The sequence below is a fragment of the Pseudonocardia sp. P-1 genome (genome assembly GCF_058111925.1).
Window position 1 is genome coordinate 3,240,039 of the sequence record NZ_CM176614.1, and the last position, 19,154, is coordinate 3,259,192.

The 19,154-nt window shown below is 74.2% G+C and carries 17 protein-coding genes; 9 read left to right on the forward strand and 8 right to left on the reverse strand.

From position 1 onward, the window contains the following. Positions 1-3: 3 nt before the first annotated feature. Entirely contained in the window at positions 4-1,329 is a 1,326-nt protein-coding gene (locus tag AC0GKK_RS15905; RefSeq protein WP_489881970.1) for an amidohydrolase family protein, read from the reverse strand. A gap of 1 nt (position 1,330) precedes the next feature. Then, positions 1,331-1,975 carry an NYN domain-containing protein gene (locus AC0GKK_RS15910; protein WP_208822739.1) on the reverse strand — a complete coding sequence of 215 codons (645 nt, stop codon included), beginning with the start codon at positions 1,973-1,975 and terminating at the stop codon, positions 1,331-1,333. A gap of 67 nt (positions 1,976-2,042) precedes the next feature. Between AC0GKK_RS15910 and paaI the strand changes: the two genes are divergently transcribed. Further along, positions 2,043-2,492, forward strand: a complete 450-nt coding sequence (gene paaI, locus AC0GKK_RS15915) for a hydroxyphenylacetyl-CoA thioesterase PaaI (RefSeq protein WP_489881971.1) — start codon at positions 2,043-2,045, stop codon at positions 2,490-2,492. Positions 2,493-2,499: 7 nt separating this feature from the next. Here paaI and AC0GKK_RS15920 read toward each other — a convergent pair whose 3' ends face one another. From AC0GKK_RS15920 to AC0GKK_RS15935, 4 genes are all read right to left on the reverse strand, one after another. Beyond that, positions 2,500-3,591, reverse strand: coding sequence for a nitric oxide synthase oxygenase (locus tag AC0GKK_RS15920; protein WP_308215826.1), 1,092 nt, complete (start codon positions 3,589-3,591; stop codon positions 2,500-2,502). Positions 3,592-4,420: 829 nt separating this feature from the next. After that, positions 4,421-5,233 (reverse strand): tRNA (guanosine(46)-N7)-methyltransferase TrmB, encoded by an 813-nt coding sequence (gene trmB, locus AC0GKK_RS15925; protein WP_345647727.1) that lies wholly within the window; start codon positions 5,231-5,233, stop codon positions 4,421-4,423. Next, on the reverse strand, positions 5,226-6,224 hold the full coding sequence (locus tag AC0GKK_RS15930) for a glycosyltransferase family 2 protein (RefSeq protein WP_357544750.1): 999 nt from the start codon (positions 6,222-6,224) through the stop codon (positions 5,226-5,228). Before AC0GKK_RS15930 ends, trmB begins: the two co-directional genes overlap by 8 nt. A gap of 56 nt (positions 6,225-6,280) precedes the next feature. After that, a complete protein-coding gene (locus tag AC0GKK_RS15935; RefSeq protein WP_062403950.1) occupies positions 6,281-7,021 on the reverse strand; it encodes a glycosyltransferase family 2 protein in 741 nt (246 codons plus the stop codon). 477 nt (positions 7,022-7,498) lie between these two features. On the opposite strand from AC0GKK_RS15935, the gene AC0GKK_RS15940 reads away from it, so the two are divergent. Further along, a complete protein-coding gene (locus tag AC0GKK_RS15940; protein ID WP_345647722.1) occupies positions 7,499-8,161 on the forward strand; it encodes a hypothetical protein in 663 nt (220 codons plus the stop codon). After that, positions 8,151-8,429 (forward strand): DUF6802 family protein, encoded by a 279-nt coding sequence (locus tag AC0GKK_RS15945; protein ID WP_345647719.1) that lies wholly within the window; start codon positions 8,151-8,153, stop codon positions 8,427-8,429. The genes AC0GKK_RS15940 and AC0GKK_RS15945 overlap by 11 nt, the downstream gene beginning before the upstream one ends. A gap of 8 nt (positions 8,430-8,437) precedes the next feature. Here the strand turns inward: AC0GKK_RS15945 and AC0GKK_RS15950 are convergent, their stop codons facing one another. Together AC0GKK_RS15950 and AC0GKK_RS15955 are read right to left on the reverse strand one after the other, a co-directional pair. Then, complete coding sequence (locus tag AC0GKK_RS15950; RefSeq protein ID WP_345647716.1) at positions 8,438-8,890, reverse strand: hypothetical protein; 453 nt, start codon at positions 8,888-8,890, stop codon at positions 8,438-8,440. Positions 8,891-8,978: 88 nt separating this feature from the next. Beyond that, the gene (locus AC0GKK_RS15955) at positions 8,979-9,563 is read right to left on the reverse strand and encodes a TetR/AcrR family transcriptional regulator (RefSeq protein WP_073576103.1); all 585 of its coding nucleotides are present in this window, start codon (positions 9,561-9,563) and stop codon (positions 8,979-8,981) included. Between the two features lie 148 nt (positions 9,564-9,711). On the opposite strand from AC0GKK_RS15955, the gene AC0GKK_RS15960 reads away from it, so the two are divergent. From AC0GKK_RS15960 to AC0GKK_RS15985, 6 genes are all read left to right on the forward strand, one after another. Then, positions 9,712-11,331 carry an MFS transporter gene (locus AC0GKK_RS15960; protein WP_489881972.1) on the forward strand — a complete coding sequence of 540 codons (1,620 nt, stop codon included), beginning with the start codon at positions 9,712-9,714 and terminating at the stop codon, positions 11,329-11,331. 204 nt (positions 11,332-11,535) lie between these two features. After that, positions 11,536-11,886: a hypothetical protein gene (locus tag AC0GKK_RS15965; protein WP_208822749.1), complete on the forward strand. Its 351-nt coding sequence runs from the start codon at positions 11,536-11,538 to the stop codon at positions 11,884-11,886. Positions 11,887-12,273: 387 nt separating this feature from the next. After that, positions 12,274-14,100: a phosphoenolpyruvate carboxykinase (GTP) gene (locus AC0GKK_RS15970; RefSeq protein ID WP_482638635.1), complete on the forward strand. Its 1,827-nt coding sequence runs from the start codon at positions 12,274-12,276 to the stop codon at positions 14,098-14,100. Between the two features lie 250 nt (positions 14,101-14,350). Further along, positions 14,351-16,534, forward strand: a complete 2,184-nt coding sequence (locus tag AC0GKK_RS15975; RefSeq protein ID WP_489881973.1) for a carbon starvation CstA family protein — start codon at positions 14,351-14,353, stop codon at positions 16,532-16,534. Then, positions 16,531-16,710, forward strand: coding sequence for a YbdD/YjiX family protein (locus AC0GKK_RS15980; RefSeq protein ID WP_073576102.1), 180 nt, complete (start codon positions 16,531-16,533; stop codon positions 16,708-16,710). The genes AC0GKK_RS15975 and AC0GKK_RS15980 overlap by 4 nt, the downstream gene beginning before the upstream one ends. Positions 16,711-17,057: 347 nt before the next feature. Then, positions 17,058-19,151 (forward strand): hypothetical protein, encoded by a 2,094-nt coding sequence (locus tag AC0GKK_RS15985; RefSeq protein WP_489881974.1) that lies wholly within the window; start codon positions 17,058-17,060, stop codon positions 19,149-19,151. Positions 19,152-19,154: the final 3 nt, after the last annotated feature.

The following is a 19,154-nucleotide window of genomic DNA, read 5'->3' on the forward strand; positions in this document are numbered from 1 at the left end:
CGCTCAGACCTGCCCGCGCAGCCGCGCCGAGATCGACCGCACCGCGGCGAGTGACGCCCGGCGGTCGGCCCGGGTCGGCTCACCGGCGTCGATGACCTGCTCGCCGCCCACCCACACGTCGTGGACCAGGCGGGAGCCGCCTGCCCACACCAGGTTCGACACGAGCTGCGCGTCGTCCGACGGCGCGACGAATGCGGAGTCGTCGGTGTCGACGTGCACCACGTCCGCCCGCCGCCCGGCCTCCAGCGCGCCGAGGTCGTCGCGGCCGATCGCGTGCGCGGCGTCCGCGGTGCCCATGAGCAGCACGTCGGCGGCGGTGAGGGCGGCGGCGTCGTCGGCCCCGACCCGCGCCATCAGCCCGGCGAGCCGCGCCTGGTGCCAGAGGTCCAGGTCGTCGCAGGAGGCGGGACCGTCGGTGCCCAGACCCACCCGCACCCCGGCCCGGCGCAGGTCCAGCAGCCGGGCGGTGCCCGCCGCGAGCTTCGCGTTCGAGCCGGGACAGTGCGCGACGGCGACGCCGTGCCGGGCGTAGACGGCGATGTCGTCGTCGGACAGGTGCACCGAGTGCGCGGCCAGCACCCGCCCGCCGAGCGCGCCGCCGGCGTCGAGCATCGCCGGGACGGAGCCGTGGGTCTCGCGCACGTGGGCGTCCTCGCCGCGGGACTCCGCGACGTGGGTGTGCACCAGTGCGCCGCGCTCGCGGGCGGCCGCGGCGACCGACTCCAGGGCGCCGGGCGGCAGCGTGTAGGCCGAGTGCGGGCCGTAGCCGAGCTCGATCCGGCCGTCGTCGTCGGGGATCACGCCGCGGGCGTCGATCCGGGCGGAGACGTCGTCGCGCATCTGCTCCCAGGTCCCGAGCCGGTCCCAGCCGGGCGCGGCGATGATCCCCGGGGTGAGCACGGCCCGCGAGCCCGCGGTGCGGACGGCGTCGGCCAGGGCGTCGGTGAAGAAGTACATCTCGACGCTGGTGGTGCAGCCGGTCCGCAGCAGGTCCAGGCAGCCCGCGAGCATCCCGGCGTGCACGTCCTGTTCGGTCAGCAGGCCCTCCGCGGGCCACATGACCTCGGTCAGCCACGGCATCAGCGGCAGGTCGCCACCCATCCCGCGCAGCAGCGACATGGGGGTGTGGCAGTGCGTGTTGACCATGCCGGGCATGAGCAGCCCGGGCAGCGGCCGCACCACGGCGTCCGTCGCCGGCGCGTCGGAGGCCGTGCCGAAGAACGCGATCCGGCCGGTGTCGTCGACGTCGAGGACCGCGTCGCGCACGACCGGGAAGCCGGGCGTGCAGGGCAGCGCGACCGGGGCGGTGAGCCGCTGGAGGACCGCCATGTCAGCGGCGGTCGAGCAGCGAGCGCAGCGACCGGAACGGCGGCAGCCAGGCGCCCTCGTCGGGCAGGGTCTCCAGCGAGACGCGCGGCAGCGGCTCGCGGAACACGCCGTCGATGTCCTCGAGGTCGAGGAACGACAGCGTCTCCGAGGCCAGCGCGAACCCGGCGTACTCGCGGAAGCCGATCACCGTGACGTCGGTGCCGACCTCGATGAGCTTCTCCAGCGGCTCCCGGAACGCCCGCCCGTCCCCCGAGGCGACGACGACGTGGCGCAGCCTGCCCTCGGCCGAGCGCATGCCGATGTGGGCGAGCATGTCGTCGTCCACGTCGGAGTCGTCGCTGGTCTTCGGCTTGGCGAAGACGGCGAAACCCACGTTGCGCAGGGCCTCGACCCAGGGCCGGACGATGTCGATGCTGCCCGGGGCGACGTTGGTGAACACGCACGCCTCGGCCTCGGCCTCGGGGCCGGCGAGGTCGAGCAGCCAGCGGCCGACGGCGTCGAACCGCGGACGGTAGGCCGAGGTGGGGCGGGCGCCGAGCAGCGAACCGAGGCTCATGTCCATGTTGGGCGCGTCCCACACCAGCAGCACGCGCTCCTGCGGGCCTGTCGGAACGCCGCGTCCGTGTTGCCCCGTCCCGCTGCTCATGCCGGGGAGCCTAGCCGCCGTCGCCCCGCCCGCCCGGCCCGGCGCCCACGCGGGTGAGACTGTCCCCATGGAGAACCCACCGACCGGGCCGGAGCAGCTCGCCACCCGGACCGCCGCGATCATGCGCGACGGCGACCGGGCGAGCCGTGCAGCCGGCGTCGACGTCGTCGCGGTCACCCCCGGACGGGCGACGGCGACCATGACCGTCCGTCCCGACCAGGTCAACGGGCACGGGGTCTGCCACGGCGGCTACCTGTTCCTGTTCGCCGACACCGCGATGGCCTACGCCAGCAACTCCCACGGCGTCTCCGCCCTGGCCAGCGGCGCGGACATCGCGTTCCTGCGCCCGGCGCACGAGGGCGACGTCCTCACCGCCGAGGCGGTCGAACGGGCCGCGAGCGGCCGGTCCGGGCTCTACGACGTCACCGTCCGCGCCGCCGACGGGACGGTCGTCGCCGAGTTCCGGGGCCGCACCCGGCAGGTGCCGGGCCTGAGCCCGGTCACCGCCCGGCCCTGACCGGCCCTCAGCCCTGGTCGTCGCGGGGCCGCAGCCCGTGCGGCTCCAGGAACGCCGGCCGCAGATCCGGGTCGGGCTCGTCGTAGTAGCGGTGGAAGACCGGGGTCTGCGAGCCCGACATCGGCGGCACGATCCAGCTCCAGTCGGCCGGGCAGCGCCGTCCCGCGGCCTCCTCCTTCGCCAGGAAGGTCATGAACCGCTCGGCCTCGCTGTGGTGGTCGGCCATGGTGACGCCGTCGGCGTCGAAGGAGTAGGTGACCGCGCGGACCAGCTCGACCATCGCCCGGTCCCGCCACATCGTGCGCACCGACCGGGTGTCGAGCCCGAGCCGCTTCGCGATCTCGGGCAGCAGGTCGTAGCGGTCGGTGTCGGCGAGGTTGCGGGCGCCGACCTCGGTGTCGAGGTACCAGCCGTTGAACGGGGCGGCCGGGTACACGACCCCGCCGATCTCCAGCGGCATGTTGCTGATGGCGGGCACCGAGTGCCAGCGCAGCCCGAGCCGGGCGAACCAGGGGTGCTCGGGGTGGCGCAGCGGGACCTCGTGCACGGCGTCCGGCGGGACGTCGAACAGCCGGGACCGCCCGTCCGGGCCGGTGATCAGCAGCGGCAGCACGTCGAACCGGCCCGCCGGCTGCGGTCGCGGCCACCCCATCCCGACGACGTGGTCGGTGAAGTCGGCCTGCCCCGGGTCCCCGGTGACGGTGCCGTCGGGGTTGCGGTGCCCGGCGTAGCGGACGAGCTGGTCGTTGCGGATCCGCGGGCCGGGACGCCCCGGGGCGTCCGGCGCGAACACCGTCATCGTCGAACGGATCTTCCCGCCGCGGGTGGCGGCGCGCAGGTGCCCGACGCTCTCCTGCGCGATGTCGGCCGGGTCGTGCAGGTGGCGCAGGTCGCGGACCTGCAGCGACTGCCAGTACAGGCGCCCGATGCAGCGCGCGGAGTTCCGCCAGGCCACCCGGGTGCCGAAGACCAGCTCGTGCGTGGTGTGGGTGTAGGTGCCGACCCGGTCGATCTCGGCGCGGACCTGGCGCAGCCGCTCCGGCAGCGGGACGCCCGGCTCGGTCTCGGCGTACACCTGGCGCAGGAACTCCTCGGCCACGGCCGGGTCGACCGGGGCGGGGTCCCGCTCGTCGGCGACGCCGGGGGGCGGCGGGTGTCCGCCGGAGCGTCCGTGCCCGGTGACCGGGCAGCCACCGGTGGCCTGGGTCGGGGGCGCGACACGGCTCCCGGCCGACGGCGCGCCACGGCCCTCCACCGGCGGTGCGGTGCGGGTCTCCGCCGGCGGTGCGGTGCGGGTCTCCACCGGCGGTGCGGTGCGGGTCTCCGCCGGGGGCGCGACGCGGACGACCGCGGTCGCGGCGCCCGGGCCGTCGACCCGGTTGAGGACGTGCTCGCGGCTGCCCGCGGCCGGGCGCTGCGATCCCGGGGCCGGGGTGGTGCCGGAGCCGGGGGTGCTCCCGGGGGCCTGGGTCGTTCCCGGGACCGGGGTCGCGACGGTCGCGCGCTCCGGCAGCGGCGTCGCGACCGTGGCACGCTCGGCCGGGGCCTGCTGGTCCCGCAGCGGCCCGGACCCGCCCGGTCCCTGCTCCCGTGGCGGAGCCTGCCGCACCCGCGACCGGTCGACGACGGTCGTCGTCTCCACCCCGGGCCGCGCCACGGCGGTGGTGGCCTGCACGGGGCCCTCGACCGGACCGACCAGCGGGACCATCGAGACCGACCGGCCGGACCGCTCCGCGCCGGACTCCCCGGACACCGGGCCGGGCCCCTGACCCGGACCCGACGGGGCGCCCGGCGGCGGGCCCGTCATCGGGCGGGGCGTCGGGCTCGGCCGGAAGCCGGGCGGTCGGTCGACCGGCCGCTTCGGTGCCGCGGGAGCGGGGTGCGAGTTCTTGCCGTGCTCCACCGTCGTCACGGGCGTCCTTCGGGGGTCACTCGGGTGGGGATCCGGGTCGGGGGTCCTCCCGACCGTAGTCGGTCACTCTCCGTGTGTCACCGGTGCCGGGGGCGTGGTCGGCGACGTACAGCAGGTCACGAACCGGTCGTCCCTCCAGCCGGGCCCGGTCCTCGAACTTGGTGACCGGACGCCACGACGGACGGTCCTGCCAGCCGTCCGGACGGAGCGGGAAGCGGTCGTCCGGGCGCAGCGACGGCTCCGCGGAGACCACTCGGCGCATCTGCTCGGCGTAGTGCGGCCAGTCGGTGGCCAGGTGCAGCAACCCACCCGGCCGCAGCCGTGACGCGGCCAGCGCGGCGAACTCCGGCTGGATCAACCGCCGCTTGTGGTGCCGCCGCTTGGGCCACGGGTCGGGGAAGAAGATGCGCAGCCCGTCCAGCGACGCGGGCGGGACGACCCGGGTCAGGAGCTCCACGGCGTCGCCGCGCAGCAGCCGCTGGTTGGACAGGCCGCCCTGCTCGATCCGCATGAGCAGCTGGGCCAGGCCGGGCTCGAAGACCTCGACGGCCACGTGGTCGATCCCCGGCTCGGCCGTCGCGAGCGACGCCGTGGTCTCGCCCATGCCGGACCCGATCTCCAGCACGAGCGGCGCGGTCCGGCCGAACGTCGCGGCCGGGTCCCACACCCCGGACGCCACGACGTCGTCGACCTCGGAACCCCACGTCGACCACAGCCGGTCCCAGGCGGACTGCTGGCCCTCGGAGAGCCGGACGCGCTGGTGGACGTAGGAGCGGATCCGGGTGTCGTGCGGGTGCGGGGTCTCCGGGGCGGTGGCCCGGTCAGGCACCGGTGTTCCGGCCCGCGGGCAGCCGCACGTGGGCGGTCGCGCCGGGCAGCCGGCCGCGGACGTAGCCGGCGGCGGTGACGCCGAAGCAGGCGACGATCGCGGCGGCGGAGGCGGCGTTGCGTTCCTTCGCCTCGCGGATGACGCCCGCGGGCAGCACCTTCATCGTGTAGCTGCTCTCGGTGGACAGCGAGTCCCCGGTCCCGACGACCTTGGACACGGCGGCCTTGGAGATGCCCTCGGCCCAGCCGCGGCGCAGCAGGTAGCGCCAGGAGACGCGGTCGTCGGACACCCGGTGGTCGACGGCGGCGCGCGGCTCGAACAGGATGCGCGGGTTCCGGCCGTCGGCGGCGTAGGCCTGCCGGGCCCGGATGCAGAGCTCGGTCTCCTCGCAGCCCAGCGGGTTCTTGCCGATCCGGCCCATGTCCTCGGCGAACCCGCCGACGCGGGTGAACACCTCGGCGCGCAGGGACATGTTGCAGCCCATGAGGTTGCGCATCTCGGCGCGCTCGGTGGGCTGGCCGGTGTAGGTGCAGCCGACGACCCAGTCGAGCTCACCGGTGGCGTTCGGGTCCCCGGGGGCGGCACCGGGCAGCGTCCGCGGACGCCCGTCGGGCCACTTCGGGTGCGCGACCCCGCCGACGCCGATGACGTCCGGGTCCTCGTACGGGGCGAGGAGCGCGTGCAGCCAGCCGGGGCGGGCCGCGGCGTCGTCGTCGAGGAAGACGACGACCTCACCGGAGGCCAGTTCGACCGCGGTGTTGCGGGCGCCGGACAGGCCCTGCTTCTTGTCGTTCGCGACGACGACCACCCCGAGCGGCCCGAACTCGCGTTCGGCCCGCTCGCGCAGGCGCTCGTTGTGGTCGACGACGACGATCGTCTCCAGCGGGGTCACGTCCTGGTCGAGGACCGAGTCGACGGCGGCCTTGATGTCGAACCAGCGCTTCTCGGTGTAGACGCAGACGACCACGGTGGCGGTCGGCAGGGCGCTCACGTGCAATCGCTCCTCATGGGGCTGCGGACCGGCGGGGGCGGCCGGTGCGAGCAGCGTCAGCGGGCGTAGCCGGACGCCTTGCGGCGCTGCTCCATGCGACGGTGCTCGGCCATCAGGGTACGCAGCACGCGCGTGCCGTCGGCGAAGGTCCGCAGGTTGGTCTCGCCGAACATGCGCTCGCGCTCGACCGACGGCACCTCGGTGATCGTCAGGTCGGCGGCCGCGACGCGGCAGTTGAGCACGGTCTCGATCTCGAAACCGTCGCCCCAGAGCATCGAGCCGTCCTCGGGCTGCGGCGCGGCCGGGTCCGGGAGCTCGAGCTGCGGGAGCAGGTCGGCCCAGAAGGCGTTGTAGCCGTAGCAGAGGTCGGAGTACCGCGTGCCGAACAGCCGGTTCGCGACGGTGTTCAGGCCGGCGTTGCCGGACTTGCGCAGCAGCGTGATGTCGTCCGAGCCGCCGCCCTTGCAGAACCGGCTGCCCTTCGCGAAGTCGGCGCCCTTGACCAGCGCGTTCACGAAGGCCGGGATCTCGTTCGGGTCGGCCGAGCCGTCGGCGTCGAACATGACGATGACGTCGCCGGTCGCGGCGGTGAAGCCGCAGGCCATCGCGTTGCCCTTGCCCTTGCGGGTCTGGGTGATGACGCGCGCCCAGGGCAGCGTGCGCCGCGCGACGGCGACCGTGTTGTCGGTCGAGTTGCCGTCGACGACGATGACCTCGTGCACGGCCGGGCGCACCGCGGCGATGGCCGGCAGCACGATCTCCAGGTTCCGGGCCTCGTTGCGGGTCGGCACGATCACCGACACCGCCGGGTTCGCGCTGCGGCGCGGAGCCGGGCGGGGCCGCGGGCGACGGAAGCCCTCGGGTCCCTCCGGCTGCGGCGCCAGCGGAGCGCGCCCGCCGGGTCGGGCAGGGTTCGCCGGGAACGGCGACTGTCCGGCACCGGCACCGTTCTGACGCCCGGGGCGCGCGGGGGCGCTCGCATCGGGCGTGACGGTCGGGCGGGCGGGCGTAACGGCGCTCACACTTCCTCCATACAGGTCCGCTTACTCGTCCAACGACGCGATCACGGTCCGGTTGCGGTTCTGGTGTCGGGCGTCTTCGGTATTGCCCGATCAGTGGACGTCCCTGGAGCCCGTGGGGTTGCCCCGGTCGGCTGATTCGTCCGTGTCCACCCTGCGGTTCAGCCTTGCCCATGAGAGGGGACGACGATCACCCGGGGCCGCTGCGCAGTCCTACGGATCCACCCGGGAACGGTCCCTCCGACACTGTCCGGCATGGACCGGGAACCGCTGTCGGGCAGCATCGGACCGCCGCTGCGCACCGCGCTCGACCAGGCCCGCGCCGATCTTCTCGCGACGTTGTCGGTGCAGGTCGACGGCCTGGCGGCGGACGCGGCCCGGCGCGCGGGGCGGGCCGGCGACGTCCGGTGGTGGACGGCCGCGCTCGACGGTCCCGCCCGCACCCTCGACGACGCCTGGGGGCGCCGCAGCGGGCCGGTCCTGCGCCGCCGTGCGGCCGCAGCCGCACTGCGGCATCAGGGCGTCCACGTGACACATGTCACTCACGTTCCGTCACCGTCGTGTGGCGGGGTTCTCGTCGCCGCGGCGGGCCGGGTGCTCGCCGTCGCACCGGGCCGGGAACGCGGGGCGTGGTCCGGGGCGGTCCTGTCCGGATCGGCGGTGTGGGTGGCGTCGGTCCTCGCGGCCGGCGCGCGGGTGCTCCCGGCCGGGGGTCCCGGGGTGCTGCCCGCCCTCGCGGGGCTCGTCCTGCTGGTGGGTGCGCTCGTCGCGGCCCGGGTGCGGGCGGTCCGCTCCGCCCGGGACCGTGCGCTGGCCCGGCGGGTGCGCGACGCGGTGCTGCTCGCCGCGGACCACGAGCTGCTGCGCCGGATCTCCGACGCCGGCCGCGGGCTGCCGGAGGCGTCCCGTGCGTGCTGAGCCGCCGGTACCGGCCGGGAGCACGGTCCTGGCGGGCGCGGTGGTCGCGGCGGCGCTGCCCGTCCCCTGGTGGGTGCGGGTGCCGCGGGCCCGGTCCGGCGTCGCGGGATCGGTCCCGGTGTCCGGGCCCGCCGCCCGCGACGCCGACGGCGACGGTGTGGCGGAGACGCTCGTCGTCGACTCCGGACGGGGTCCGGAGTTCTGGACCGACCTCGACGGCGACGGTCTCGCCGACGCGGTGACCGGCCTGCCCGGAGACCCCGGCTGAGCCCGGGGTCAGTCCTCCGGCTGGTCGGCGGGGGTGCGGCCCTCGCTGTCGGTGTTCGCGCCGCGCCGGAACCGGCCGACGCCGCGGCGCTGCTCGGCGATGGAGCGGTCGATGTCCGCGGACACCTTCTGCTGGCGGCGCCGCTCGCGGATGCGCAGCAGCACGAGCATCGAGACGCCGTAGGCGATCCCGACGATCAGCAGCACGGCGCCGATCTTGAACACGATCTGCTGCACGCCGGTGATGCTGTCGATGTCGATCACCGAGATCATGCCGAGGACGCCGAGGGTCAGCAGGTGGAACAGCACCACCAGCAGTCGGTTGATGGAGTGCGACGTCTCCGTGTTCTGGAAGACGTCCTCCAGGAACGGCTGTCCGGTGCGCAGCAGGATCTGGCCCACGACGACCGTGATCGCCACTCCGACCACGACCAGTGCGAGATAGCCGCCGGTTCCCTCCACAGTGGGCCCCTCCCCGTGCGTGTGCAGGGTTGGAGACTACCCCGCGCGACCGGTTCGACGCGCTCTGCGCGCGAGGTGTTCATCCGTTTCAGGAACGGGCGGCGAGCAGCTCCCGCAGTGTGTCGAGCAGCTCGTCGGTCGACACCCCGCCGGTGAGCGGTGCGCCGGTCAGGGTGCGCAGGTAGAGGCCGTCCCCGACGAGCTGCACCAGCCAGGCCACGACCGGGTCGTGGATCTCCTCGCCGAGCGCGGCGAGCCCGTCGGCGTCGACGTCGGCCAGCGCGCTCCGTGCGGCCTCCCCGGAGGTGGTGCCGTCGGCGATGCGCAGGGTGGCGAGGTAGGTGCGGGTCAGCCCGACCGGCGAGGTGTTGCCCGGCATCGAGGTGCGCAGGTAGTAGGCCACGGTGCCCGCCGTGTCCGAGCGCATGAGCTCGGCGTCCCGGGCGCTGCGTTCGCGCAGCCGCTCCAGCAGGCCGCCGACCAGCGACTCCTTGGAGTTGAAGTGGTAGAGCAGCCCGCCCTTGGACACCTCGGCGGCCGCCGCCACCGCGTCGAGGGTGGCGCCACCGGGCCCCTGCTCGATCAGCAGCGTCTCGTACGCGTCGAGGACCCGGTCGCGGGCCGAGCCCGGTCCCCGTGTCCCCGCGTTCCGTCGTTCGGAGTGGGACGCCATGGGCGAAGCCTAGTGCCCGTGCCCCGCCTCACAGTCCCGGCCGGGAATGGACTGTACCGTCTGGACGGTATAAAGATGTACCGTCCGGACGGTAAAGCTGCGTCCGGATCCGGGCACCACGGGACGACGAGCACGAGGGAGAACGGCGATGGCACGGCCGGAGGTCGGCGCAGGGGGCGCGGCGATGGACAGGGGCGGGCCGGACGTGGCGCCGCGGCCCGGGCCGCGCGCCTGGCTCGCGCTCGCGGTGCTCGCAATCCCCACGCTGCTGGTGTCGATCGACAACACGGTGCTCGGCGTGGCGCTGCCGGAGCTCTCGGCCGCGCTCCGCCCGGACGCGGCGACGCTGCTGTGGGTCGTCGACGTCTACCCGCTGGTGCTCGCCGGGCTGCTGGTCACCATGGGCACCCTCGGCGACCGGATCGGCCGCCGCAGGTTGCTGATGATCGGTGTCGCCGGCTTCGGTGCGGTCTCGCTGCTCGCCGCGTTCGCCACCTCGGCCGCCCAGCTCGTCGCGGCGCGCGCCCTGCTCGGTGTGTTCGGCGCGATGCTGATGCCCTCCACGCTGGCGCTGCTGCGGTCGGTGTTCCTCGACCGGACCCACCGCAGGCTCGCGCTGGCGATCTGGGCGACCGGGTTCGCCGCGGGTGCGGCGCTCGGCCCGATCGTCGGCGGGCTGCTGCTCGAGCACTTCTGGTGGGGCTCGATCTTCGTGATGAGCGTGCCGCCGATGGCGCTGCTGCTCGTCGTCGCGCCGCTGGTGGTGCCCGAGTCGCGGGAGACCGAGCCGGGCCGGCTCGACCTGGTCGGCGTGGTGCTGTCGCTGCTGACGATGGGACCGCTGGTCCTGGCCCTCAAGCTGGCCGGGTCCGCGGGCGGGGTGACCCCCGCCGTCGTCGCGTCGGTGCTGGTGGGTGTCGGCTCCGGGGCCGCGTTCGTCGCCCACTACCGGCGACGCGTGCGGCGCGGCCTGGACCCGCTGATCGACCTGGAGCTGTTCGCCCGCCCCGTGCTCCGGCACAGCGCGCTGGCCAACGCCACCACCATGTTCGGGCTCACCGGGCTGCTGTTCTTCTCTGCACAGTACCTCCAGCTGGTCGTCGGGTACTCGCCGCTGCAGGCGGGCCTGCTCCTGCTGCCGGGCTTCGTGGTGACGGTCGTGGCCGGGCTCGCCGCCGCGCGGCTGGCCCGCCGGTTCGCGCTGCACCAGCTCGTCGCGACCGGGCTCGCGCTCGTCCTGACCGGCTACGTGGTCTGCCTGTTCCTGCAGGTGGACTCGGCCGTCGTGCTGCTGATGACGGCCGCGGTGCTGATCGGCGCGGGGATCGGGCTGTCCGAGACCGTCACCAACGACGCGATCCTCGCCGCCGCCCCGCCGGAGAAGGCCGGCGCCGCGGCCGCGGTCTCCGAGACCGCCTACGAGGTCGGTGCGGTGCTCGGCACCGCGCTGGTCGGCGGGGTGCTGTCCGCGGTGTACCGGGCGGGTGTCGTGCTCCCCTACGGGACGCCGTCCTCGGCCGGGGAGACCCTCGGCGGGGCGGCGGACGTCGCGACGACGATGCCCGCCGACACCGCGGCGGCCCTGCTGGCCTCCGCGCGGGAGGCGTTCGTGCACGGGGTGGACGTCGCGTCCGGGGTGGCGGCGGTCGCCGTCGCGGTGGTGCTGGTGACGGCCGGGCTCGGCCTGCGCCGCGCGCACCGGGACGTCCTGGCGGCCGGTGCCTCCGCGGTGGACGCCGACGCCGGACACGCGGTCGCCCGCCGCTGACCGCTTGTCGCGGGGTGTGAGCACCGGGTGACCACCCGTGACGGTCACGGGTGACCGTCCGGCTGCCCGGACGGGTGGTTCCGGCGACGCGCGGCCCCGTCGGACGCTCGTTCGGCGGATCCGGTGTGCCCCGGCTGGTTCACTACGGCTCGTCCGCGGCGACCGGTGCCGGTCGCCGGTGCCGACTCCACACGGGAGACAGCCGTGCCGTACGAGGTGGTCAGCGCCTACACCCTGGTGCTCGGGGAGCACCCCGGTGACTCCGTGGACCGCGCCGGGGATCCCGGCACCGAGGACCACGACGTCGTCCCGGGTCGCCCGGAGGTCTCGGTCCACACCACCGCCGAGGACGCCTGGCGCGCGCTCGACGCCGGTGTCCGTGAGCGCTGCGGGATGCGACCCCGGCCGCGCCGGCGGATCGATCCGGACGCCGTCGTCCGGCTCGCCGACGCGTGGCGGGCCGGTGACCCCGGCACGCGCTACTGGCAGGTGACCGCGCACCGGCTGCCGATCATGGTTCCGGAGCTGGCGCGCGCCGTCGCCGCCGTGCGCTGACCGCTTCCGTTCCTGAAAGCCCTAAGTGGGCTCCGAGAATGCGTTGAAACGGTCGCTTCCGGCCTGCGGGTGAATTTCCGCGACGCTTCTCCCGGAATGTGCGTGCCGATGTCACGGATCGTCGCCGAATCGGTCACCGGGAACAGGTTGCGTTCGTGTGACATGCGTGTCACCTGGGCGGACATCGCCGTCGTCCGTCGGCTACTGGATCGATTTACATGATCGGTGCTGTGCCTGACCTCTCAACTCCACCCATGGGTGGCGCACTATTTCGCAGGTAGCCTCGGAAACCACCTTTTCCCGTCTGGGCCCGTCACCGACTCCGGTCGCGGGCCCGTCGTAGTTCCCCCGGTGACGGGCCGGGGCCGGCGAGGAGAACAGGACGACATGACTGCAGCGACCGTTCCGGGCACCGACAAGGCACCGACCACCAACCAGGGCGTCGCGGCCTGGGTCCAGGAGATCGCCGAGCTGACCGCCCCGGACCGCGTCGTGTGGTGCGACGGTTCGGACGAGGAGTGGACCCGGCTCACCGACCAGCTGGTGGAGCAGGGCACCATCGTGCGGCTCGACCCGGAGAAGAAGCCGAACTCCTTCTACGCCGCGTCCGACGCCGGCGACGTCGCCCGCGTCGAGGAGCGGACCTTCATCTGTACCGAGACCGAGCGCGGTGCCGGGCCGACCAACAACTGGGTCGCGCCCGCCGAGATGAAGCGGACGATGACCGAGCTGTACCGCGGCAGCATGAAGGGCCGGACCCTCTACGTGGTCCCGTTCTGCATGGGCCCGACCGACGCCGAGGACCCGAAGCTGGGCGTCGAGATCACCGACTCCGAGTACGTCGTGATCTCCATGAAGATCATGACCCGGATGGGTGCGCACATCCTGCCGCTGCTCGACGAGGCCGGTGACCGCTGGGTCAAGGCCCTGCACTCGATCGGCGCCCCCCTGGCCGAGGGGCAGGCGGACGTCCCGTGGCCGCACAACGAGGACAAGTACATCAGCCACTTCCCGGAGACCCGGGAGATCTGGAGCTACGGCTCCGGCTACGGCGGCAACGCCCTGCTGGGCAAGAAGTGCTACGCGCTGCGCATCGCCTCGGCCATGGCGCACGACGAGGGCTGGCTCGCCGAGCACATGCTGATCCTCAAGCTGATCAGCCCGGAGGAGAAGGCCTACTACGTCGCCGCCGCCTTCCCGAGCGCCTGCGGCAAGACCAACCTCGCGATGCTGCAGCCGACCGTGCCCGGCTGGCGCGCCGAGACCGTCGGCGACGACATCGCCTGGATGAAGTTCGGCAAGGACGGGCGGCTCTACGCCACCAACCCCGAGTTCGGGTTCTTCGGCGTCGCGCCGGGCACCAACTGGAAGACCAACCCGAACGCCATGCGCACCATCGAGGCCGGGAACGCGCTGTTCACCAACGTCGCGCTGACCGACGACGGCGACGTGTGGTGGGAGGACCTCGAGGGCGACCCCCAGCACCTGACGGACTGGAAGGGCAACGACTGGACGCCCGACTCGGGCGTCAAGGCCGCACACCCCAACTCTCGCTACACCGTGCCGATCGACCAGTGCCCGGTCGTCGCCCCGGAGTGGAACGACCCCAACGGCGTGCCGATCTCGGCGATCCTGTTCGGCGGCCGTCGCAAGACCACCGTCCCGCTGGTCACCGAGGCCCGCAGCTGGCAGCACGGCACCTTCATGGGCGCGACCATGTCCTCGGAGAAGACCGCGGCCGCGGCCGGCACCGTCGGTGAGGTCCGCCGCGACCCGATGGCGATGCTGCCGTTCCTCGGTTACAACGTCGGCGACTACTTCGCCCACTGGGTCGCCACCGGCAAGGGCGCGGACGCGGACAAGCTGCCGAAGATCTTCTACGTCAACTGGTTCCGCCGCGGCGAGGACGGCCGCTTCCTGTGGCCCGGTTTCGGTGAGAACAGCCGCGTCCTGAAGTGGTGCATCGAGCGCCTGGAGGGCAAGGCCGCCGCCGTCGACACCCCCATCGGGTTCGTGCCGACCGCCGACCAGCTCGACCTCGACGGCGTCGACGCCGAGCGCTCCGATGTCGAGGCCTCGCTGGCCGTCGACGTCGAGGAGTGGAAGGCCGAGATCCCGCTGATCGAGGAGTGGTTCGCCACGATCGGCGAGGACAACCTCCCGACCTCGATCCGCGACGAGTTCGAGGCCCTGAAGCAGCGCCTCGGCGCCTGACCCACCGCGGCCCCGGCCGCGCGGGACCCACGGAGCCCCCGCACACCGCCCGGTGTGCGGGGGCTCCGTGCTGCGTGCCGACCACACCGGAGTCGCCCCGTCCGCCGCCCCCGCGGACGGGACCCCGGGTCGAGACTCGGTAACGGCGGTCCCACGACCGGTGACAGCGAACGTTGCTCGACGTAACGTGCCCGACCGGGTCGACTCCACGACGGCGTCGGTCACGCACGGTGCACGAGCAGGGGGCGGCATGGTCACGACGGAGCGACCGGGAGAGCCAGGGGCCCGGGGGACGGGCACGGCCCGTCGTCGCGACCCGAGGCAGATCGCGATCTGGGTCGCGGTGGCGGTGGTGGGGGCGATCGCCTGGTCGATCGTCGCGTTCACCCGCGGCGAGGAGATCTCCGCGGCCTGGCTGGTGTTCGCCGCGGTCGCCTCCTACGCGATCGCCTACCGCTTCTACTCCCGCTTCATCGCCCACCGCGCGCTGCGCGTGGACGACACCCGTGCCACCCCGGCCGAGCGCCTCGACGACGGGCAGGACTTCCAGCCCACCGACCGCCGGGTGCTGTTCGGCCACCACTTCGCGGCCATCGCCGGTGCGGGCCCGCTGGTCGGTCCGGTGCTCGCGGCGCAGATGGGCTACCTGCCCGGCACGATCTGGATCATCGTCGGCGTCGTGTTCGCGGGCGCGGTCCAGGACATGGTCACGCTGTTCTTCTCCACCCGTCGCAGCGGGCGCAGCCTCGGCCAGATGGCCCGCGAGGAGATCGGGCCGGTCGGCGGTACGGCGGCCATCGTCGCCGTCCTCGCGATCATGGTGATCCTGCTGGCGGTGCTGGCGCTGGTCGTCGTGCAGGCCCTGGCCGACTCGCCGTGGGGCACGTTCTCGCTCGCGATGACGATCCCGATCGCCCTGTTCATGGGCTTCTACCTGCGCTACCTGCGACCGGGGAAGATCATCGAGGTCTCGGTGGTCGGCGTCGCGCTGATGCTGCTGGCCATCGTCGGCGGCGGCTGGGTGCAGAACTCGTCCTGGGGCGAGGTCTTCCACCTGACCGCGAACCAGCTGACCCTCGCGCTGGTGGTCTACGGCTTCGCCGCCTCGGTGCTGCCGGTCTGGATGCTGCTCGCGCCGCGCGACTACCTGTCGTCGTTCATGAAGGTCGGCGTGGTCGTGCTGCTCGCGGCCTCGATCCTGCTGGCCTGGCCGTCGCTGCAGATGGACGCGCTGACCCGGTTCGCCTCCGACGGGCAGGGTCCGGTCGCGGCGGGCTCGCTGTTCCCGTTCGTCTTCATCACCATCGCCTGCGGTGCGCTGTCCGGGTTCCACGCCCTGGTCGCCTCGGGCACGACGCCGAAGCTGATCCAGAAGGAGTCCCAGATCCGGGTCATCGGCTACGGCGCGATGCTCACCGAGTCCTTCGTCGCGATCATGGCGCTGGCCGCGGCCTGCATCCTCGACCCCGGCCTCTACTTCGCGATGAACATGCCCGCGACGGTGCTCGGGCCGACGGTCGAGTCCGCCTCCGCCGCGGTGCAGCAGATCGGGTTCACGATCTCCCCCGCCGAGCTGACCGCGGCCGCGCAGGCCGTGGAGGAGCAGACCCTGGTCGGGCGCTCCGGCGGGGCGCCGACGCTGGCCGTCGGACTGTCGACGGTGTTCTCCCAGGTCTTCGGCGGCGACGCGATGCGGGCCTTCTGGTACCACTTCGCGATCATGTTCGAGGCGCTGTTCATCCTCACCACGGTGGACGCCGGCACCCGCGTCGGGCGCTTCATCCTGCAGGACACGGTCGGCAACGTCTGGCCGCGCTTCCGCGACACGGGCTGGCGCCCGGGTGCCTGGATCTGCAGCGCGGTCATCGTCGGGGCCTGGGGCTACCTGCTCCACGCCGGCGTCAACGACCCGCTGGGCGGGATCTACCAGCTCTTCCCGCTGTTCGGTATCGCGAACCAGCTGCTCGCGGCGGTCGCGCTGGCCGTCTGCACGACGCTGCTGATCCGCACCGGCCGGGCCCGCTACGCACCGATCACGCTCGTGCCGCTGGTGTTCGACGCCGTCGTCACGCTGACCGCGAGCTACCAGAAGATCTTCTCCGACAACCCCAAGCTCGGGTTCTGGGCCCAGCGCGACCAGTACCAGGCCGCGCTCGACGCCGGGAAGACCAGCCTGGGCACCGCCAGGACCGTCGAGGCGATGGAGAAGGTCGTCGTGAACACGACCGTCGACACCGTGCTCACCGCGCTGTTCGCGCTGCTCATCGTGATCGTGCTGGCCGACTCGGTCCGGGTGTGGGTCGCCGTGCTGCGCGGACGCCCGCTGCCCGGCGGCTCCGAGGACCCGTACGTCGAGTCCCGGATCCAGGCGCCGGCCGGACTGGTCGCCACCCGCGAGGAGCGCGAGCTCGCGCGGGCCGGGGGCTCCGGATGAGCCGGGTCCGGGCGTTCTGGACGTTCCTGCGCGAGCTCGCCGGGGAGCGCGACTACGAGCGGTACCTCGCCCATCGGGCGGCCCACCATCCGGGTGCCCCGGTGCTGGGCGAGCGCGAGTTCTGGCGGGAGCGGACCGACCGTCAGGACCGCGTCCCGTCCGCCCGCTGCTGCTGACCGGGTATTTCACTCTTATGGAGTAGTGCCCGGACGAACTCGGCAACCCACTGTGGACGGCGGAGGGTGCTGGAGGGGGCGTCGTGGCACGGTGTCGACGAGATCGGCCCAGCGTGGCGCCCCAGCAGGTAGCCTGTCGCGGGGAACCGGGGACGTCCGAGTGGATGAACCCGCACCCGCCGTGTGCCCCGAAAGGGACCCGGCTCCGTCGCTCGTCGTGACGGTGGCCGACCGGTCCCGGCCGGAAAGTCGCGGCGGAGGCGGAACACCGGGCCGTCCACGGCGATACACACCGTGAACGTCGTCCCCGGGGCGACGACACAGGTACGGCGGAGGTGTGAGGCGAGATGCTGGACGTCCGGGTGTCCGAGGACACGGACATCGACGCGCTCGTCGCGTTCGTCGAACGGCTGGCGTCGGCCGGCCGCGGCGGAGCGGCACCGCGGACGGCGGCGGCGCGGATCACCGGCGACGTGCGCGCCGGCCGGGTGCCCGCCGGTCTGCGGACCCTGTCGACCGCGCTGGGGGCCGCGGCCCCGCCGCGCCCCGAGGAGGACCCCGCCCACCCGTCGACGTTGCTCGGCGTGGTGGCCGAGGAGCCGCTCGTCGTGCTCTCCGACACCAGCCCCGGCGAGCTCGCCAGGGCGCTGGCCGAGCTGACCGGCTACGGCATGCGCGTCCTGCTGACCGGTGCGCCCGCCGAGCGCGTCGCCGCGGTGCACGACGCGCTGCCGGCGAGCGTCGCGGGCCGCGTCGCCACGCCGTTCCCGGAGCTGCCGGTCCCCGAGCTGCAGCGGCTGCGCCGCCTGCTCGCCCGGGTCGGCGCCGACCGCGCCGCCCGGCGCGGCCAGCAGCTCCCCGACGTCGACGGCATGCCCGACCCGGCCGACGTCGCGGGCTGCTGCGAGCGGGCCGGACGGGTCGTGGCCGGGGCCGAGACCGGTGAGGCCCGGATCGTCCCCGGCCTGCTGCGCGACCTCGACGCCGACCGGCGCGGCGCCGTCACCCAGGTCGCCCGCTGCGTGCTGCGCTCGCTGGAGACCATCACCGCGGCCCCGGACGCCGACCGGCTGCGCGAGGTCGTCGGCCGCCTGGTCCACCAGGGCCTGCGCGCCGAGTTCGAGGCGCTCCAGGGGCACTCCGCCCGCCAGCGCGACGACCGCGCCCGCTACGCCGCAGGCCCCGCGATCGAGATCGTGGAGCCGCTGCCCCAGGGCGGCGCCGACGTGATCCGCCGCTACCTGGACTTCCTCGACTCCGGCGGCCGGACCCGGTCCTACCTCCGCCCGCAGGAGCAGAAGGACGCCGAGCCGCACCTGCGCCGCTTCCGCGTCGCCGGTGAGACCCCGCAGAACCACGACCACGTGGTCGCGATCGTCCACCACCTCGACCTGACCCGCCGCGACGACGAGATCGCGCGGCTGTGCTCGATGCTGGGGCTGCCGATCCCGCGGGACCCCTCCGAGCTGCCCGCGCTCACCGACACCCTGGACCGGGTGGCGGCGACCGCACGGTCGGTCGGCGCGCTCCGCCACGACGTGCTGTTCCTGCAGCAGGACTCCCCGGTCTCGGTGCCGGACCTGGCCGCCGCGGAGCGGGTCGCCCGCGCGATCGTCGACTACGACGAGCACGGCGACCCCGCCGAGGCCGCCGACGAGCTGGAGCGCCTGGCCGCCACCTGCGCCGACCGGGTGCCCGACGGGGCACGGGCCCCGGAGCACGAGGCCGTCGTCGCGGCGCTGCGGGCGCACGACCCGCAGGCCTACACCGACGCGTGCGAGGAGCTCGACCGCGCCCGGCGCGAGGTCGCCGACCGGGACGAGCTGGACCGGCTGCTCGGCGAGCTCGCCGGGACCCACCCACAGCTCGCCGAGACCTGGGCGGCCGACGCCGGCCGCGGCGTCCCGGGCTTCGGCCTGGTCGTCTCCGAGCCCGTCGACGACGTCCTCGGCACGCTGCCCCCGGCGGACACCGCCGACCTGGTGGTCGTGCTGGGTGCGGGTGCGATGCAGGCCGACGGGCTGCTGCTGACCGCGGCGGCGCCGCGGATGCTCGCCGTCGTCGGGGACGAGCCGCGGGCAGCCTCGTCCGGGACGACCCTGCTCGAGGTGCTGAACCAGGCCTCGGCGCGGTTCCTGCGCGGCACCGGGGACCGCACTGCCGCCGTGCGGCCGGACCCCGCGGTCCCGGTCGTCCCGCCGCTGTCGTCGGTGCCCGCCGCCCGTACGGCCGCGGAGGCACCGGAGGTCCCGGTCGCCGTGCCGGCGCAGGCCGGACCGGTCACCGCCCACGAGGCCGTCGAGACGCCGGTGCCCGCACCGCGCCCGGCCCCGCGCGGGTCGGACACGGCGCCGCGCGACGACGAGCCGTCCCGCCCGTCGACGCCGTCGGCCATGGCCCCGGGCCCGCGCCCGGCCGTCACGGGCGGCCGGGAGGACTGAGCG

Bases quoted from the DNA above. Each gene is read 5' to 3' on its own strand.
- AC0GKK_RS15980 (WP_073576102.1), top strand. From the start codon at position 16,531: ATGAGCCGGGTCCGGGCGTTCTGGACGTTCCTGCGCGAGCTCGCCGGG.
- AC0GKK_RS15910 (WP_208822739.1), bottom strand. From the start codon at position 1,975: ATGAGCAGCGGGACGGGGCAACACGGACGCGGCGTTCCGACAGGCCCG.
- AC0GKK_RS15905 (WP_489881970.1), bottom strand. From the start codon at position 1,329: ATGGCGGTCCTCCAGCGGCTCACCGCCCCGGTCGCGCTGCCCTGCACG.
- AC0GKK_RS15970 (WP_482638635.1), top strand. From the start codon at position 12,274: ATGACTGCAGCGACCGTTCCGGGCACCGACAAGGCACCGACCACCAAC.
- AC0GKK_RS15940 (WP_345647722.1), top strand. From the start codon at position 7,499: ATGGACCGGGAACCGCTGTCGGGCAGCATCGGACCGCCGCTGCGCACC.
- AC0GKK_RS15985 (WP_489881974.1), top strand. From the start codon at position 17,058: ATGCTGGACGTCCGGGTGTCCGAGGACACGGACATCGACGCGCTCGTC.
- paaI (WP_489881971.1), top strand. From the start codon at position 2,043: ATGGAGAACCCACCGACCGGGCCGGAGCAGCTCGCCACCCGGACCGCC.
- AC0GKK_RS15975 (WP_489881973.1), top strand. From the start codon at position 14,351: ATGGTCACGACGGAGCGACCGGGAGAGCCAGGGGCCCGGGGGACGGGC.
- AC0GKK_RS15960 (WP_489881972.1), top strand. From the start codon at position 9,712: ATGGCACGGCCGGAGGTCGGCGCAGGGGGCGCGGCGATGGACAGGGGC.
- AC0GKK_RS15955 (WP_073576103.1), bottom strand. From the start codon at position 9,563: ATGGCGTCCCACTCCGAACGACGGAACGCGGGGACACGGGGACCGGGC.